Raw genomic sequence first — 16460 nt, forward strand, 5'->3', positions numbered from 1 at the left:
TAATGCCCATGATTGAGACCCCATACGAGGATCTGCTGCGAAAGGTCCTAGAGACCGGCACGCCCAAAGGCGATCGCACCGGCACCGGCACGCGCTCCATTTTTGGTGCGCAGCTGCGCTATAACCTGGCCGAGTCTTTCCCGCTACTGACCACCAAGAAGGTCTATTTCCACGCGGTATTGGGCGAGCTTTTGTGGTTCCTCAAAGGCGAATCCAATATTAAGTTCCTGCAGGAGAACCAGGTCCGCATCTGGAATGAGTGGGCGGATGAGAACGGCGAGCTGGGCCCGGTCTACGGCGTGCAGTGGCGCTCCTGGCCCACCCCGGACGGCCAGCACATTGATCAGATCCAGCAGGCGCTCGACACCCTGAAGAATAACCCGGATTCCCGCCGCAACTTGGTCTCTGCGTGGAACGTCGCTGAGCTAGACCAAATGGCGCTGATGCCCTGCCACCTGCTCTTCCAGCTCTACGTGGCCGATGGCACCTTGTCCATGCAGGTCTATCAGCGCTCGGCCGATATGTTTTTGGGCGTTCCATTTAATATCGCCTCCTACGCGGCGCTGACCCACATGTTTGCCCAGCAGGCCGGCCTCAAGGTGGGCGAGCTCATCTGGACCGGCGGCGATTGCCATATTTATAACGACCACGTGGAGCAGGTCAAAGAGCAGCTTTCCCGCGAGCCGCGCCCGTACCCGCAGCTCAACCTCCACAAGGCTGAGGACATGTTCTCCTATGACTTCGCCGATTTTGAGATTGAGGGCTACGACCCCCACCCCACCATCAAGGCGCAGGTGTCCGTTTAATGTTGGGCGCAATCTGGGCGCAGTCCCTAGACGGCATCATTGGCGATGGCGAGCAGATGCCCTGGCACGTTCCGGAGGATCTCAAGCACTTTAAGGACGTGACCATGGGCGCGCCGGTCATCATGGGCCGCAAGACCTGGGAGTCCCTCAACCCCAAGTTCCGCCCGCTTCCCGGCCGCGAGAATTACGTACTCTCCTCCCGCGCCCCCGGCCAGTGGTCCGCCGGCGCCCAAGTGCTTACCGCAATGCCCTCGCTTTCCGACGCCTGGGTTATCGGCGGCGGCCAAATCTACACCGCCACCTTGGACCAGGTGGACCGCATTGAAGTCACCCTCATGGGCGTTAATATCGGCAGCACCTACGGCGAGAAGTCCATCTACGCCCCCACCATCCCCGATGAGTTCGGGCTTGCCCACAGCACCGACTGGCTCACCTCCGCCAAGGGCCACCTGGCCCTGCCGGACAAAGAGGCCAGCGATCTCCCCATCAAATACCGCTTTTTAACCTACGACCGAAAGGATGCAGCCTAATGTCTGTACAAACCCCCGAAACCACCGCTGACGTCACCATCTTCTACGCCGACTGGTGCCCCTTCTGCGCCAAGCTCATCAAGAACCTGGACCGCACCGAAACCCCGTACGCGCTTGTCGACGTCGAGGGCGACAACACCGAAGACATCAACGCCTGGATCGAATCCGTCAACGACGGCAACCGCATCATCCCCACCGTCCTCTACTCCGACGGCACCCACGAGACCAACCCACAGGCCTCCTCCGTGCGCAATAAGCAGAAGGAATTGGCCGAAAGCTAACCCACGCCCCAGCCATTTCGGGGCACTCCTGCCCCACTGCTATGATTAGCCAAGTTGCACACGCAACCCCGCCCCAGTAGCTCAGGGGATAGAGCACGGCTCTCCTAAAGCCGGTGTCGGTGGTTCGAATCCACTCTGGGGCACAAAATTTTCACAAAAATTCCCTGTTGACCAGCATCAACAGGGATTTAGATTAAACTCTCGACTCTAACTTCGAGAGCTTCTCGGTTATCTTTCACCGTTTTCTCGTGCAATGGGAATCGTCAGTGCCAGATACACCGAGATACTCACCAGCAAGACAAGACACAATGGCTCGGCGAAAACTGCGTAAGCCCCATTCTTTATCCATTCATAGCCCAGCACGGCAATTACGCCGAGAGTCTGGACGACGAAAGCAATCCTGATGTTTCGCAGGTTCTTGGCAAGCAGCCGTTCGTCCGAAAGTTTATTTAGGAATGACAATTCGGTTCCTCCCAAAATAATTGGTCGAGCGAGCTATCCAACCTGTGACAGATCGCAAGGCAAAGCTTAAGGGTCGGGTTATACCGGCCGTTTTCAAGCAGATTGATTGTTTGACGCGTAACCCCGACATCCTTGGCTAATTGAGCCTGGGTCAGCTCAGCTCGCAGCCTCGCATTTTTCAAACGACTCATTAAATCTCCTCATGTCGGGTATACACGACTATATGTAATCTATATACGACATGCAAGGGTTCTGCACACCACCTACAGAATGAAGAGCCCTAACGCTGCATCGCTTTGCACTAGCCGCAACTAAATCCGCCAGCCCTTTCTCAACACCGAAACCAGCTGAGACATTATCGAGAAATCCCCACCCTCCAGCGAAATGCATCAACCTAAGACAGACCAACGAAATACAACCTAGAACCGCAAACCCCGCAGATTCCGCAACTAGAGGTTCCTTAACTTAAGCTAGACTTGGTTTTACGAGAGCATTTTCATCCCGAACCTTCGTCTCGGCGATACTTTTACAGTTAGATTCATTTTCAGCCAGTACGACTTTTATGAATTGCTCTGACGCAAGAATGGCTACCCTGCGCGTATAGATCCCCAGGCTATTTCCCGTACCGACTAGGCAAGACTTTCAGCTAACCACTTCCGCCTTAACCCGGATTAGAGGCCGATATCAGCTACCTGCTTTGAAAGCTAGGCGAGCAAGTTTCCACCCCGGAAACTTTTCCGGCTTCGAAATTACATCGAACACCTCCACCTGGAATTTTTCTTCAAGCCTTACCCGCTCTTGAAAGTCGTTTGTATTCTTCACACGCTTATAAGCCACATCAGCTGTCTGCCCAGGTCCAAAGTGCGATGTTCCGACTATAAAGTCTCCATATCGGGGAATATAGAACCCTCGGGTGCCTCCCCTGAAACCATCCGGTCGATAAAACACCTCTCCATTCTCAAACTCCCATGCCCCACCTATAACTACGGCTTTGAATCGATTGTTTTTGATGACCGCTCGCTGAGAACCAAGGTAGTGCAACTCAAGGTCCGGCTTTCGCAAATTATCCAATGTCCAAATAGCAAACGCGACAAGGAAGCCAGAAATTATTCCGGACACTACTCCAGTAAAAAGGTTTAAAAACATGCCCTAATTATAAAATCACCTGGCTAGTAGCCATTGAGGAGAAAATCATTTAACAGGATGTATTGGAAAATCACCCCATGGATTTTCCACTTTGAAATATTCAAAAGGGCGATGCGGAAGCGGTTCGACAGTCCCGTCGTTACGCCGAATCCAATGCTCGCCACGAGCATCCGTAAACGAGATCTCCACTCCCGGCTTCCGCATCATTCCTCCCCAGGTATGTTCCAACCACATCAAATACGTTCCAGGGGGCACCATCCAACGAAAGTACCGATTAACGTTTGGGCAACAATCTTCACTCATGGCTGATACCGCCTCACTCGTCTGGGGCCCTCCGCCTACGGAAATAACCAGATGAATAACTACCCAGTAGATTGGCTGGTTTGAGTCGTTAACAATGAGTGCATTTGATTCATTTTCTGGGTCTATCCAGGAATTAATTTTGTTGGCTTGCTCGCGTTTGGCTTCTTCGTCTCGATGTTTTTGCTCTTTGGCTCGAAGTGTTTCTTCCTCTTTCCTGATCTTCCTTTCGAGTCTGAGTTGCCGAAGGGCTGCAACCATTGCGCCAGTTGTACCAATGGAACCGATCCAAGTTCCTACTGTTCCAATCCACTCTGCGTCCATCGCTCTCCGCTTTCCTAACCTTTCACGGTTTTTCTATTTAAGTCCGCCTTATAAACCTTAGAAGCAAATTGGGATTGAGTTGAGTCCTGGAATGCTTCAGAAACCCAGTTTCAAAAGCAACGGAGAATTTGAGGGAATCCACTAAGAAAAAGTCAAAAGTTGAAGCTGAACAGCCAGAAAATGAAGGCGAATCACTAAGGCCTGTCGAAAGAAGAACAACGGGTTCAGAACCCTAAGATTACATAGGACGTTACCTAGTTCTAAGACAGAAAGACCCTGCAAAGTGAGCACCGCTGAGCTAAATCAGTCCGTCGTGTGGAACACCGCCGACAAGTACCTGCGCTCCATCGTTGAGCCCGAGGACTACGGCGACTACATCCTTCCGCTGACTGTCCTGCGCCGTCTCGAGTGCATCTTGGCTCCCACTAAGGACAAGGTTGTAGACCTTGCCACCAAGCTCAATGCCGAAGGCATGAGTGAGGCTTACCTGGACTGGGAAGTACAGTCTCAGTTCGGATTGTCCTTCTACAACACATCGCAGTTGGACTTGACCCGAATCGCTGAGACCGATGATCACGTGTTCGACTCACTCATGGATTACGTCGGCGCATTCTCACAAAGCGTGCGCGATATTTGGGACGCGTTCGACTTCGCGGTCAAGATGCGTACTCTCGACCAAGCTGGCCGTCTGTGGCCGGTGGTCAAGCACTTCTCCACCATCGACATGTCGGTCGAAGCCCTGCCGGACGCACAAATGGGTGACCTGTTCGAGCACGTCATGTACCGCGCTTTTAACACCAAGGGCAAAGCAGCGGGTGCCTTCTACACTCCACGTGATGCGATTCGTCTTATGGTGGACATCCTCTTTGAATCTGATGATTTGGGGCTAACCTCTCCCGGAGCTTCACGCACCGTCTACGACCCTACCGCGGGCACCGGCGGCATGTTGCTCGTGGCCGAACGCGCGTTGAAGGAGCTCAACCCCAACATCGAGGTCAATCTCGCCGGCCAAGAGCTTATGCCAACTGGCTATGCTATCGGAAAGGCCGACCTGCTCATTCAGGGCGGTGAGCCGGACGCGATTCGCCACGGTGATACGTTGCTGACAGACCTGTATGAGGGCGAGCAATTCGAGTACATCCTGTCCAACCCGCCGTTTGGCTCCGATTGGTCGGTGCAGCAGTCCGCGGTCAAGGAGCAGGCGAAGGTACCTGGCTCTCGCTTTAGCCATGGCCTTCCCACCAAGAGCGATGGCCAGATGCTGTTCCTCTCGCACGTGGCCGCCAAGCTCATGCCGGCAGGCGAAAACGGGTCTGGTGGTCGTGGTGCGGTGGTGTCTAACGGCTCGCCGCTGTTTACTGGCAGCCCTGGTTCCGGCCCTGACCAGATCCGCACTTGGCTTCTAGAAAACGACTTGGTGGACGCAATTATCCAGCTGCCCACCAACATGTTCTACGGCACGGGTATTTCCACCTACGTGTGGGTTCTGGACACCAACAAAGAAGACCACCGTAAGGGCTTTGTGCAGCTTATCGACGCCTCCGAGTGCTGGTCTGTCCCAGACAAGGGCCTAGGCGATAAGCGTCGCGAGATGCGCGAGGCCGACCGAAACAAGGTGCTCCAAGCCTACAGCGACTTTGCCGATAGCGATATGTCCAAGGTCCTCACGCCGGACGACTTAGGCTTCCGCGATGTCAAGGTGACCTGAAGTGTCCCAGGTTTTGTTCCGTCTGAGTAGATGGGAAAATCTGGAATATGCCAAGAAAATTTGACCAGGATGCGAAGGACCGTGTGGTCCGTCTTGTAGAGGACCGTATCTTGGCGGAAAATATGTCGATGCAAGCCGCGTGCAAGGCAGTAGCTCCAAAGTTGGGGGTTTCATGGCACACGGCTCGTCAGTGGACCCAGCAGGCCCGTCGTGCGGGAAGCATCCCAGAACCTGTGCCTGAAGACTTGGCCGCGGAAAACGCGAGGCTACGCCGTGAAAATCAAGAGCTACGCGACACCAATGAGCTACTGAAGGCTGCCTCGGCTTTTTTCGCGTCGGAACTCGACCCAAAACGTCGGAAATGATCCGGTTCATCGATGAGTATCGGGATCGTTTCTCCATCGAGTTCATTTGCGAGACGTTAAACACCCACCGTGTTGGCGGTTTCATCACGTCCCGTGGATACCGCCAATCAAAAGCCCGTGGTATGAGTGCCCGCAGTCTTCGTGACGCTGCTCTAGTCGCGCACATCGCCGAGGTCCATGAAGAAAATTTTGGCGTCTACGGCATCCGTAAGATGTGGCATACTCTGCGCCGTGAAGGAATCGACATTGGCCGTGAGCAGACCGCACGCCTGATGCGTCTTGCTGGAGTCAGAGGCAAAGGTAAAGGTAAGTCTCCTATTACTACCCGCAAGCCGAAGGGACCAGATCTGCGTCCTGATTTAGTTAATCGCAAGTTCAACGCCCCGGCACCGGCCCGATTGTGGGTGGCCGATATTACTTATGTGCGCACTAGAAAAGGATTCGTGTACACCGCTTTTGTTACCGACGTGTTCTCCCGAAGGATCGTCGGGTGGGCACTATCTGATTCAATGCGTACCGAGGCGCTGCCGCTGCAGGCGCTTAATCAGGCGATTGTCAGCGCGAAGGAAACAACGGGGCTGATTCATCATTCAGATCATGGCTCACAGTACGTCAGCATTGTCTACAACGAACGGCTGGCTGAGTATGGAATTGCTGCCTCTACCGGGACAGTAGGAGATTCCTATGACAATGCTTTGGCCGAAAACGTCAACGGTTCCTACAAAAATGAGCTGATTCATCGGCGGTCGTGGGACAGCGTGGTTGACGTGGAGATCGCGACGTTTGAATGGGTTAATTGGTGGAACGAGGTACGGCTTCACCAAAGTCTCGGCTATCGCACGCCAGCTGAGGTTGAGTCAGAGTTTTGGGAAACCAACCCGGCCCAAGAAATAATGGAAATCAAGGCAAATGCCTAGGAACAAAACCCGGGACACTTCAACCAAGCAGGCACGACTGGGAGTTCACGTCACCGAAGAAGCAATTGCTGAGGTACTGGAACACAAACAGGCCGTTGACGCACACGCCGACGTTGTGCGCGCGGTGGCTGACACTTCCTACAACGACCTGCCGAACGAACTCAAAGCCGCGGCCAAGGAGCACGGTGTGAAGATGCCCACCACGCTTATCGACACCATCTCCAAGGCCATCGCCTCCCCCGACCCGGACGCAGAGCCAGCAGTAGACCGCAAGGGCAACCCAGTTCTCGATCCGTCATTCACCATGACTGAGCGCGTGCCACTGACCGAAGACATTGACGAGCACATGCAGCGCGAAGTACTCCCCTTCGCACCCGATGTTACCTGGGACAAATCCAAGGCCATTACTGGCTACGAGATCCCATTCAAGCGCGTGTTCTACACCCCAGAGCCGGTTCGTCCTTTAGCTGAGATCGATGCCGACGTGGCCGAGGTCATGGGCCGTCTTATGGAGAAGTTCGGGCAGGTGAGGAAGTAATGCGTAGCGTGCCTTACCACCCAATTTATTTGTTCGGACGTGTCCAGGGAGGAGGCACTCCAAAAGCCGACGCTCAAAATTGGAACGGCTCTCTCCCTTTCATCACACCTACTGAACTAGCCGGGTTGGACGGCGCGCCTGTTTCTACATCCGAGAGGACAGTGACGGAAATCGGCGCAACTCAATCTTCGGTAATCGAAGCTGGTGTCTTGGTCTCTTGCCGTGCACCAATAGGTTCTATTGGAACGACAACCACAAAAGTCGCTTTCAACCAGGGGTGTAAAGGAATCTCCATCCCCGATCCTGTACAAGCGCAGTATGTTGCGTACGCGCTAATCGCTGCGCGCCCAGAACTAGAAAACCGGGGAAATGGCACAACGTTTGCCGAAATATCTTCTAACAGCCTGGGGCAAATGAGAATACCCGCCCCACCGCTGGATTCCCAGCACGCCATCGCTGGCTATCTAAACCACGAGACCGCCGAGATCGACGGTATGCGTACCGATTTGGACGAGATGGAGCGGCTGCTGGAGACGCGGCGAGAGGCAATAATTGGAACCCTTATCTCGTCAGCACCAAGTGCTTACCACCCCATTGCAGTTGCTGCGGATATCACCTTGGGAAAGATGGTTCAGCCTACTCAGAAATCCAGTAGCGAACGGCAAGCTCCATATCTACGTGCAGCTCACGTCCCCCAGCCCGGCACACTTGATACTTCTGTCGAATACAAAGAAATGTGGTTTTCTACTAAGGAGATGAAGTTTCTAACTATCCGCAAGGGGGACGTGGTAGTAGTCGAGGGCGGAGCGGGGTACGGCCGTTCTGCCCTGATAGAGAACGATTTGAAAGGCTGGGGATTCCAAAACTCTATTGTAAGAATTCGCGCTTTTGAGTCTTTAGCCCACGGCCCATTCATCGCTTATGCTCTTCGACATGCGCAGGCAATAGGAGAGATAGAGATTGCGGCAAGCACTGCCACCCTTCCTCACTTCACTGCTGAAAAAGTCAGCCGGTTCCGTATCCCCCTCCCGCCCCTTGCCGAACAGCACCGCATCGCCGACGAGATAGACCGTGAGACCGCTGAGATTGATTCTATGTTGTCGGACATTACGAAGTTGCGGGATTTGCTTGTGGAGCGTCGTGCGGCGGTGATTTCGGCGGCGGTAACTGGCCAGATTGATATTCCTGTCTCCCCTACTTCAAAGGACGAAGCTCATGCCTAAACGTGACATCATGCGCGAAGAGCGCCTGGAAGAAACTATTTGCGAATCGCTGCAAGCAAGCGGCTGGATCTATGAGCCAGGGATGAAGGACACTGGCTGGGATGCACGCCTTGGTCTGTTTCCTGCAGACGTGCTGCACTGGCTGGAAACCCAGTATCCCGAGGACTACGCCAAGGCCGTGCCGCAGGACGCGACCGAAGCAACGCGGGAGAACGCACAGGATTTGCTGCTGGAATACGTCGCCAAGCGGCTAGAGTCCGCAACCCGCAAGGACGCCCAAACCGGGCGCATCCGCGGTGGTCTGTTGGGGACGTTGCGCGAGGGCTTCAAGTACGCGCAGACTAACGCGCGCTCAGCAACCTTTGGCCCCATGGTGGCATTCCCACCAGCCAACCCGCTAAGTGTCACTGCAGCCAAGCGTGCGGAGGAGAACCGCCTGCGGATTATCCGCCAGGTGCATTTCGAGCCCGGCAGTAACAAGACGCTCGATCTCGTTGCCACGGTCAACGGTATTCCGGTGGCCACGTTTGAGCTAAAGACGGACAACACCCAATCCGTGGCACAGGCAATGAAGCAGTATCGCAGCGAACATCGCAAACCTTCGCGGAACCGCCGTGTACTGCTGCCAGGCCGCACGCTTGTCCACTTTGCCGTGTCGAATGATGAAGTCTACATGACCACGGTGCTCAAAGGCGAGGAAACTGTGTTCTTGCCATTTAACCAAGGACACGATGGTGCAGGCGGAAACCCGCCAATCGCTGGCAAGTCTGCGACTTCTTACCTGTGGGAACAGGTGTTGCAGCCTCGGCTCCTTCTACGTATCTTGAGCGACTTTGCTGTGTGGGAGCCGGATTCTAAATCCAAGCGTGGTGCTCAAGGCAAGCTCATTTTCCCGCGCTTCCACCAGCTGCGAGCGGTGGAGAAAGTCACCACTGATGTAGCTCAGCGCGGCGCTGGCGGGCGCTACCTCATCGAGCACTCCGCTGGCTCAGGCAAGACAAAGACCATTGCGTGGCTGGCCCATCGCTTGATTCGGCAGGTGGCTGAGGACGGTACCAAGACCTTTGATTCCGTCATCGTGGTCACCGACCGCACAGCACTCGACACCAATATCCGCCAGGACATGCAGGCGCTCGCTGCGTCACGCGGCTTGGTCGTCTCGGTCGGTGAAAACTCCGGCGCGAAATCACCACAGCTGCGCGAAGCACTGGTCGAGGGCGGGCACATCATCACCTGTACGCTGCAGACATTCCCGTATGTGCTCTCACTACTAGATGACGACCCAGATATTCAAGGCCGCAACTGGTGTGTGATTGCGGATGAAGCCCACTCCTCACAAACTGGTTCCTCCGCCTCAGCACTGCGTGAGCTTCTCGCTGAGGTTGAGCTGGGTGATTCGGAGGATTACACCGCTGATGATCTGCTAGAGCTGCGGCAGGAAGCAGTCGCTACCGCATCGAACATGACTTTTGTAGCGCTCACGGCCACGCCGAAAGGCAAAACCCTGCGCCTATTCGGTTCGCAGACCCCGGACGGCCACTACATCGCCTTCGACACTTATCCCATGGGCCAGGCTATCGCCGAGGGCTTCATCATGGACGTGCTTACCAACTACTCCACCTACACCATGTGGGCGGAAGTCCGCGATGAATTGGGCCGAACCGAGGAGGTAGACCAGTCCGCCGCAGTCACGGACATGGTGCGCTTTGTCCGCCTGCATCCGACCTCCATTGCCCAAAAGGTCGAAGTCGTTGTAGAGCACTTCCGTCGCAATGTTGCCCACCACCTTGATGGTCAGGCTCGTGCCATGGTAGTGACCTCATCGCGCAAGGCAGCAGTGCACTGGTCCCACGAAATGAACCGCTACATCACTGCAAAGGGCTACGGGTTCCATTCGTTGGTGGCGTTCTCCGATTCCGTAAGCATGGAGGACGAGCCGGAACCCGTGACCGAGGTAAGCCTCAACGGCGAGTCCGACGTGGAACGCGCGTTTAAGGATGATGAACTGCCTTACCGCGTGCTCATTGTGGCGAATAAGTTCCAAACTGGTTTCAACGAGCCGCGCCTGTGCGCGATGTACGTGGACAAACACCTCTCTGGCGTGGCAACGGTACAAACTCTATCTCGCCTAAACCGAATATATCCGAATAAGCCCGCTCCGATGGTGGTCGATTTCGTCAACGATCCCGAGCTCATTGAGGCCGACTTCAAACGCTACTACCAAGGCGCCTCGATTGATACCGACATTGACCCAAACTCGCTGCACACGCTTGCCGACGAACTCGATACCGCAGGCTATTACGATCCCGACGAGATGAATAAGGTCGCCGAAGCCTATATGGCCGGCGAGGACTCAGAGAAGCTACGCGGTGCCGCTGATGCAATCCTTAGCCGCTGGCGCGATGACCGCAAGTCAGCCGACAAAGACACTGTGGAGCATGCCAAAGACTTCAAGGCTCACGTACTAAAATATCGGCACGCCTATGAGTTTCTCTCCCAAATCATTGCTTACGCAGATGCCGATGTATCGCGCCGTGCCATGTTGTGTAGCGTTCTGGAGCCGAACCTGCACGTTACGGAGTACGTCGAAGACGAAGATTTCCTGACTGGCGTCACGTTGGCTGGCGTTGCCATTGCGCAAGGTGAAATCGAAGAAGATCACCGCGTTTCCGATACCGAACCAGAGCCGCTCAAGGTTCCAGAGTTCACGGTCCGCCTCGGCGAGCCCCAAACCCCGCTGCGCAGTGCATTCGACGAAGCTGTTGAAAAGGTCAACGATCTGTTCTCACTTGCTGGCGTCGACGTTGACAGCAGCGAAACCGGACAGATGATTGTCGCCGCGTGGGGAACTCTCTCCCAGCAGCCAGTCGCGGTAAAGCTCGGCAAGGAAAACACTAAGGAGCAGCTCAAGCGCTCCAAGAAGTTCAAGACCGAAGCCACGCGTGCGATCTTTAGCGGCATTGAACAGCGCAAGCAGCGCGATGCACTGGTCTCTAGCGACCGCAATGTTCTCGAGAGCCTGGTCGAGGCCTTAGCTAATATCATGGCGTCGGCGAACGAAACTGGGCAGTTGGAGGAAGACTAATAGATAGGGTAGCCTTTGGAGCTCCAAAGCTCGTCTATGAGTTCGTCCCTCCGAAGAAGTCGATATTCCTAGAGGCTCCGGTTATTTCAACTTTTCGTGCTTTGCAGCTTCGCCTTCGTTCGCGGCACGGCGAACCCGCATCGCACTAACAAAGCCCAGCGCCAGGAATGCCGTTGCAGCAAGAAGGGAGTAGCGGGCGGCGCCGGTCAGGCCGTCGCTAAGCGCCTGCACCACAACGTTGGTCTGCTCGCTAAAGGGACTATACCCACCTTGAACACGCAGTTCTGCAATAGCGGAACCAGCTGATTGGCGCGTTGCTTCTGCTATGCCAGCGGCACCCGGCCCCATGATGCCGGCCGACTCGAGCGTCTTCGGCAACGTTAACCCAAGGGCCCTGAAATATACCGACCCAGAAACCGCGGTACCCAGCGCGGAACCGACCTGGTGGACCGTACTCTGGGTAGCCGAAGCCTGACCGAAACTATTCACCGGAATCTCGCTGAGCAGCGTGCCTATCAACTGCACAGGCACAAAGCCCAAGCCGTAGAGCGTCAATGGCAAGTCAATGATCCAACCGCAGCCACGCCAGAAATGAACGCTTGCGACCCCAGCTATCGGCAATCATTCCTGTGGCCCACAACAGCGCTGCATACAGGACCGCATACAAACTATTACCCCAGTGCGCATGAGTTAGGTTCAGTCTCGCCCTGTTGGCACTGCACCTATTCAGTAGCCATCTCGCTCATCGTTAGTCACCTGCTACGGCTTGAGCCTTAGCCTCTTGATCCTCGCTGATGGCATTGCCTAGTGCTGCAATGAATGCAATCAGGCCAATCGTAATGAGGATATGACCAAGACCAGCGATCCCGGAGATCATTGCAGTGGACTCCTCCCCTAGGACAGTCAAGCATCCGTGCCAGATCATGACTCCAACGGTGACGACCACGCCGACGTTATACAGCCAGAAGAACGCGTTGAACTGACCACGACTGCGTGACAGACCAAAGACCTTCTCCAATAGCAAGAAGATAAGGCTCATCATGAAACCGAGCGCCAGCAAGTGAGTATGCGCCACGCTCAGCTGAGTGAACTCACCCTCGGGGAAATCATTGGCACGCGTGAATTCGCGGTAGAAGACCCCAGCCCCAATCCCAAGACAAGGTAGAAAATAGATGCCCAATACAAAGCTTTCATGGTCATTCTCCTTCCCAACCGCTGCCACGGCCGGAGTAGCGATGAATCAAATACTCTAAGAACTTATCCTTCTACATTCGTCATCGTTTTGAATCACAGGGCTGGTTGAAGTTGCGGTCAACTAGTTAGTTGATTATTAGGTCCGGTAGCTTAATATTCAAAGGCCTGCGCCGAGAAATACAAGCGCTGAATGTCAGGCCGCTTTTGTTTCAACAAGAACCCGAATCGTTGAAGTGGTCTTCGGTAACTCCAGCTAGTTTGAACAGGCCCACGCCTGAACCTTGTTCATATGTTCAACGAACGCCGCTTCTGTTCGCTGCTCATGCAATTGCAGCCAAGCGTCCACGACATCATCTGGGTAAACGCCCGCCGCGTGCAATACCGCTGCGGTAAATGGCACTGGAGCCAAGCCTGAAGCTGTAATCACTCCACCATCAAAAACTGCATCTTCTTCTTTATAACCATCGATATTGGCGTAGTTCACTGAGGCAAGGAAGCCATGCGCGTTTGAAGTGTGTTTGCAGTGGTCAAGCACCCCAGCACGAGCAAGGGCCAAAGTTCCACCACAGATCGCTGCCAAGAGCACTTCATTCTCTTTTAAGACATTAACCGTCTCCAATAGCTGTTCGTGCCCGTCAAAGTATGTATCTGCTCCCGGCACCACGAACGCCGCAATATCAGTCCGATTCTGGATGTCCTGCAAGGTCAGGGCTGGAACCACCTCGATTCCACCCTTGGAGCGAACGGCTTCTAGCGATTCGCCAACAAACAAAACCTTAAAGCGACCCGGCACTTGGGCCCCAGCTTCAGCTACCTGCGTTGTGAGGTAGGCATACTCCCAATCAGACATAGTTTCCGTTGCGTAAATAGCAATGATCTTCATGGAATTCACAGTACGCAGGATTTCCAATAAATATTAGAAACTCGAACGACCTGCTTCTTCGCCTTAAACTGGCCTCATGTCTGAAGTAACGAAGCAATACGCCCTGGACCTCACCCGCCTCGATACCGCCGTATACCGCGCTACCAATTCCGCCGGAGCCAGCATTGAGTTTGGCAGTGGTGAGGGGCGCCTCTCCCCTGTTGAACTCTTGCTTGCAGCCGTAGCGGGGTGTTCGGCGGTGGACGTGGATGTGGTGACGTCACGGCGTGCGGAACCGGAATCTTTTGATGTGCATGTGGAAGGCGACCGCGTAAAGGAGGACGGGGCATCGCGCCTGTCGGAGGTTCGCGTGGGGTTTGATCTTTCTTTCCCTGATACGCCCGAGGGAAACCAAGCGCGCAAGCTGGTGGACAATCTGATTCGCATCTCCCATGAGAAGGACTGCACGGTGTCGCGCACGGTTGAGAATCCCACACGAGTGTTGTTTAGCAATGACTCGAAATAGCACTACGAAGTAAATGCGCGACATGCGCTTTCGCTGCCTCTGGGGCTTTAGACCTCCTGCTATGGTGCAGTTGTTAACTACTGTGACAAATGTGATTACTGCAGGAGCTCAACATGTCACCATCTTTCTCCCGTCGCGGCCTCTTTAAGGTCGGCGCTCTCGCCCTGACCGCATGCGCCATCGGTGCTGCCGCTCCCCATGCGGCGGCGCTCGGACCGGTGCGCGGCACCATCATCGATTATTCTGCCGGCGTTCCTTCCCCGCAGGCAATTAAGAAGGCCGGCCATATGGGTGCGATTCGGTACGTCTCCGACAAGCGCCCCGATGCAGCGTGGATGGCCGGCAAGCCGGTAACCCTGAAAGAGACCAAGGCCAATGCGGCAGCAGGCCTGCCCACCGCTTCCGTATACCAGTTTGGCCGCGCGGAAACCGCGGATTGGAAGCAGGGCGCAGCAGGTGCTGCATTTCACGCACCGAAGGCGATTGCACTACACAAGAAGGCAGGCGGCCCAACAAACCGCCCCATCTACATTGCTATCGACGATAACCCCACCCGCGAGCAGTACACCCGCCAAATCCGCCCATACCTGCAGGCGTTTTCCAAGACGCTGGAGCTGGCCGGCTACCAGACAGGTGTCTACGGCAATTACAACACCATCGAGTGGGCAATCCAGGATGGCATCGGCAAGTATTTCTGGATGCATGACTGGGGCTCTAATGGCAAGATTCACCCGCGCACCACTATTCACCAGCTGCCGCACGGCAAACAGCAGACCATTGGTGGCGTCATCGTAGACGTTAACGAGGTCTACGCCGATGACTGGGGCCAGTGGACACCGGGCAAGTCCGCAGCACCTGCACCGGCGAAGAAGCCAACCACTAAGAAAACACAGCCAAAGACTCAGCCGCAGGCCACGGCGCCGAGCAATGGCTCGTCCGACCTGGTAAATCAGCTGAGCTCGCAGCTACAGAGCAAACATCCAGAGCTGCCAGAGCTACCGCAGGTAACTGCGGATGGCGTCACTTTCAATGGTAAAACGTTGAGCAACGATCAAATTCGCCAGCTAGCGAAGATCGTCGCAGAAACGGTTGCTAAGGCGCGGTAGTACTACTTTTTAGAGGGCTCGGAGGTTTTCTCTGAGCCTTTCTTTTTATCTGTGGACTTCTTATCGGAGCTGCCTTTATCCTTCTTTTCGGACGTAGTGGATTCGCTGGTAGGTTCCTTCGACGCGGATTTATCCTTCTTCCCTGTGCCGGGTTTTTCGTCCTTATCCTTCTTGCTAGACGACGTCGTGGAGGTCTCCGAGGTAGTGGTTTCAATCGGCGGCACGCCCTCGCCGTCTTTGTACTTGAGGAAACGCTCGGTAGCCTTGCCCAGGCTCTTTCCGGTGACCTCATCTTTTACGTAATCAGTAAGCTCATCGGACGAGCCATTGATTGAGGCTGCGGCTACGAAGTTCTCACCAAAGGAGACGGAAGAGTTGATGGACTTATCATTGGACCAGCCCCACTTGCTGCCCACCACGTTAGAGAGCTTGGCGGTGCCATAGTCCTGGCGGTAGCCATCCTCAGAGATGGGATCGGCATGTGCCATAGCTACGAGCACTGGGTGGGTTTCATCGCGCTCGATGAGCTGCGAAATGAAGCTGGCAACGTCATACGTAGAGGTCTGCGAGTAACCCCATTTCTCGCCGGCTTTGGTGGATTCCAACTTGAATTCATCGGCAATGGTGTCGATGGACTCTGGGTACTTTTCAAAGAGATCCTCGGCGGACTTATCGGAGGAGCTAGCGATCATATCCAGCGCCTCATACTTATCTTCGTACTCGCCCTTTTCCATGACGTAGGTGGCGATATAGAGCTTGATGAGGCTGAGCGCCGGGCGAGCCTCGTGCTCCGAGGCAGAACCCATATGCATGCCATCATGCAGCCGAATATAGGTAACAGAGCGCCCCTCATCGCCTTCTAGAAACTCATTGATTTCTGGTGGGACGTCGCGGTTGGTGTCTGTTAATCCCGAAGGGGCGTCGGCAAGCGCGCCGCTATCGCTTTCGCTGGTGCTGCACGCGGTGGCGGTCAAGGCGAGCATACATACGGCTAAAGCGGCACCAGCCTTGGCTGATGCCGCCTTGCGAGTCAACGACGTTCTAAACACGTCGATACATGTTACCGGTTGAGTGCACTATCTAGGCA

Annotated in this window: 17 protein-coding genes and 1 tRNA gene; 11 read left to right on the forward strand and 7 right to left on the reverse strand. The window is 55.0% G+C overall.

Annotated features, from left to right (window positions below):
• The first annotated feature begins 2 nt into the window (after window positions 1-2).
• From ACLI1L_RS09195 to ACLI1L_RS09210, 4 genes are all read left to right on the forward strand, one after another.
• Window positions 3-806: a thymidylate synthase gene (locus tag ACLI1L_RS09195; protein WP_411707409.1), complete on the forward strand. Its 804-nt coding sequence runs from the start codon at window positions 3-5 to the stop codon at window positions 804-806.
• Entirely contained in the window at window positions 806-1336 is a 531-nt protein-coding gene (locus tag ACLI1L_RS09200; protein WP_411707410.1) for a dihydrofolate reductase, read from the forward strand. The genes ACLI1L_RS09195 and ACLI1L_RS09200 overlap by 1 nt, the downstream gene beginning before the upstream one ends.
• The gene (locus ACLI1L_RS09205; RefSeq protein ID WP_411707411.1) at window positions 1336-1617 is read left to right on the forward strand and encodes a glutaredoxin domain-containing protein; all 282 of its coding nucleotides are present in this window, start codon (window positions 1336-1338) and stop codon (window positions 1615-1617) included. Before ACLI1L_RS09200 ends, ACLI1L_RS09205 begins: the two co-directional genes overlap by 1 nt.
• A gap of 70 nt (window positions 1618-1687) precedes the next feature.
• Window positions 1688-1760: transfer RNA gene (locus tag ACLI1L_RS09210), tRNA-Arg, on the forward strand.
• A 306-nt stretch (window positions 1761-2066) separates the two neighbouring features.
• Here the strand turns inward: ACLI1L_RS09210 and ACLI1L_RS09215 are convergent.
• From ACLI1L_RS09215 to ACLI1L_RS09225, 3 genes are all read right to left on the reverse strand, one after another.
• A complete protein-coding gene (locus ACLI1L_RS09215; protein ID WP_308767165.1) occupies window positions 2067-2270 on the reverse strand; it encodes a helix-turn-helix transcriptional regulator in 204 nt (67 codons plus the stop codon).
• A gap of 493 nt (window positions 2271-2763) precedes the next feature.
• The gene (locus ACLI1L_RS09220; protein ID WP_411707412.1) at window positions 2764-3225 is read right to left on the reverse strand and encodes a hypothetical protein; all 462 of its coding nucleotides are present in this window, start codon (window positions 3223-3225) and stop codon (window positions 2764-2766) included.
• Window positions 3226-3270: 45 nt separating this feature from the next.
• Window positions 3271-3849 (reverse strand): hypothetical protein, encoded by a 579-nt coding sequence (locus ACLI1L_RS09225; RefSeq protein WP_411707413.1) that lies wholly within the window; start codon window positions 3847-3849, stop codon window positions 3271-3273.
• Window positions 3850-4132: 283 nt separating this feature from the next.
• On the opposite strand from ACLI1L_RS09225, the gene ACLI1L_RS09230 reads away from it, so the two are divergent.
• The 5 genes from ACLI1L_RS09230 to ACLI1L_RS09250 all read left to right on the forward strand — a co-directional run bounded on the left by ACLI1L_RS09230 (window position 4133) and on the right by ACLI1L_RS09250 (window position 11685).
• On the forward strand, window positions 4133-5557 hold the full coding sequence (locus ACLI1L_RS09230) for an N-6 DNA methylase (RefSeq protein WP_411707414.1): 1425 nt from the start codon (window positions 4133-4135) through the stop codon (window positions 5555-5557).
• 47 nt (window positions 5558-5604) lie between these two features.
• Window positions 5605-6839 (forward strand): IS3 family transposase gene (locus tag ACLI1L_RS09235; protein WP_167315507.1). Its coding sequence is split into 2 segments (ribosomal slippage): window positions 5605-5893 and window positions 5893-6839, totalling 1236 coding nucleotides; the frame shifts between segments, so codons are not numbered across the junction.
• Window positions 6832-7377 (forward strand): hypothetical protein, encoded by a 546-nt coding sequence (locus tag ACLI1L_RS09240; RefSeq protein WP_411707415.1) that lies wholly within the window; start codon window positions 6832-6834, stop codon window positions 7375-7377. Before ACLI1L_RS09235 ends, ACLI1L_RS09240 begins: the two co-directional genes overlap by 8 nt.
• Window positions 7377-8600, forward strand: coding sequence for a restriction endonuclease subunit S (locus tag ACLI1L_RS09245; RefSeq protein ID WP_411707416.1), 1224 nt, complete (start codon window positions 7377-7379; stop codon window positions 8598-8600). The genes ACLI1L_RS09240 and ACLI1L_RS09245 overlap by 1 nt, the downstream gene beginning before the upstream one ends.
• Entirely contained in the window at window positions 8593-11685 is a 3093-nt protein-coding gene (locus tag ACLI1L_RS09250; RefSeq protein ID WP_411707417.1) for a type I restriction endonuclease subunit R, read from the forward strand. The genes ACLI1L_RS09245 and ACLI1L_RS09250 overlap by 8 nt, the downstream gene beginning before the upstream one ends.
• Before the next feature lie 81 nt (window positions 11686-11766).
• Here the strand turns inward: ACLI1L_RS09250 and ACLI1L_RS09255 are convergent, their stop codons facing one another.
• The 3 genes from ACLI1L_RS09255 to ACLI1L_RS09265 all read right to left on the reverse strand — a co-directional run bounded on the left by ACLI1L_RS09255 (window position 11767) and on the right by ACLI1L_RS09265 (window position 13762).
• Window positions 11767-12246 carry a hypothetical protein gene (locus tag ACLI1L_RS09255; protein WP_411707418.1) on the reverse strand — a complete coding sequence of 160 codons (480 nt, stop codon included), beginning with the start codon at window positions 12244-12246 and terminating at the stop codon, window positions 11767-11769.
• A 187-nt stretch (window positions 12247-12433) separates the two neighbouring features.
• Window positions 12434-12907, reverse strand: coding sequence for a DUF2871 domain-containing protein (locus ACLI1L_RS09260; RefSeq protein ID WP_411707419.1), 474 nt, complete (start codon window positions 12905-12907; stop codon window positions 12434-12436).
• A gap of 225 nt (window positions 12908-13132) precedes the next feature.
• Window positions 13133-13762 carry a DJ-1/PfpI family protein gene (locus ACLI1L_RS09265; RefSeq protein WP_411707420.1) on the reverse strand — a complete coding sequence of 210 codons (630 nt, stop codon included), beginning with the start codon at window positions 13760-13762 and terminating at the stop codon, window positions 13133-13135.
• A gap of 76 nt (window positions 13763-13838) precedes the next feature.
• Here ACLI1L_RS09265 and ACLI1L_RS09270 point away from each other — a divergent pair, with 76 nt between their 5' ends.
• On the forward strand, window positions 13839-14267 hold the full coding sequence (locus tag ACLI1L_RS09270; protein ID WP_411707421.1) for an OsmC family protein: 429 nt from the start codon (window positions 13839-13841) through the stop codon (window positions 14265-14267).
• 113 nt (window positions 14268-14380) lie between these two features.
• A complete protein-coding gene (locus ACLI1L_RS09275; protein ID WP_200287970.1) occupies window positions 14381-15373 on the forward strand; it encodes a DUF1906 domain-containing protein in 993 nt (330 codons plus the stop codon).
• 2 nt (window positions 15374-15375) lie between these two features.
• On the opposite strand, the gene ACLI1L_RS09280 is transcribed toward ACLI1L_RS09275, so the two are convergent.
• The gene (locus ACLI1L_RS09280) at window positions 15376-16422 is read right to left on the reverse strand and encodes a hypothetical protein (RefSeq protein ID WP_200287972.1); all 1047 of its coding nucleotides are present in this window, start codon (window positions 16420-16422) and stop codon (window positions 15376-15378) included.
• Between the last annotated feature and the right edge of the window lie 38 nt (window positions 16423-16460).

Source organism: Corynebacterium sp. LaCa117 (assembly GCF_046717765.1).
Classification (GTDB): domain Bacteria; phylum Actinomycetota; class Actinomycetes; order Mycobacteriales; family Mycobacteriaceae; genus Corynebacterium; species Corynebacterium kefirresidentii.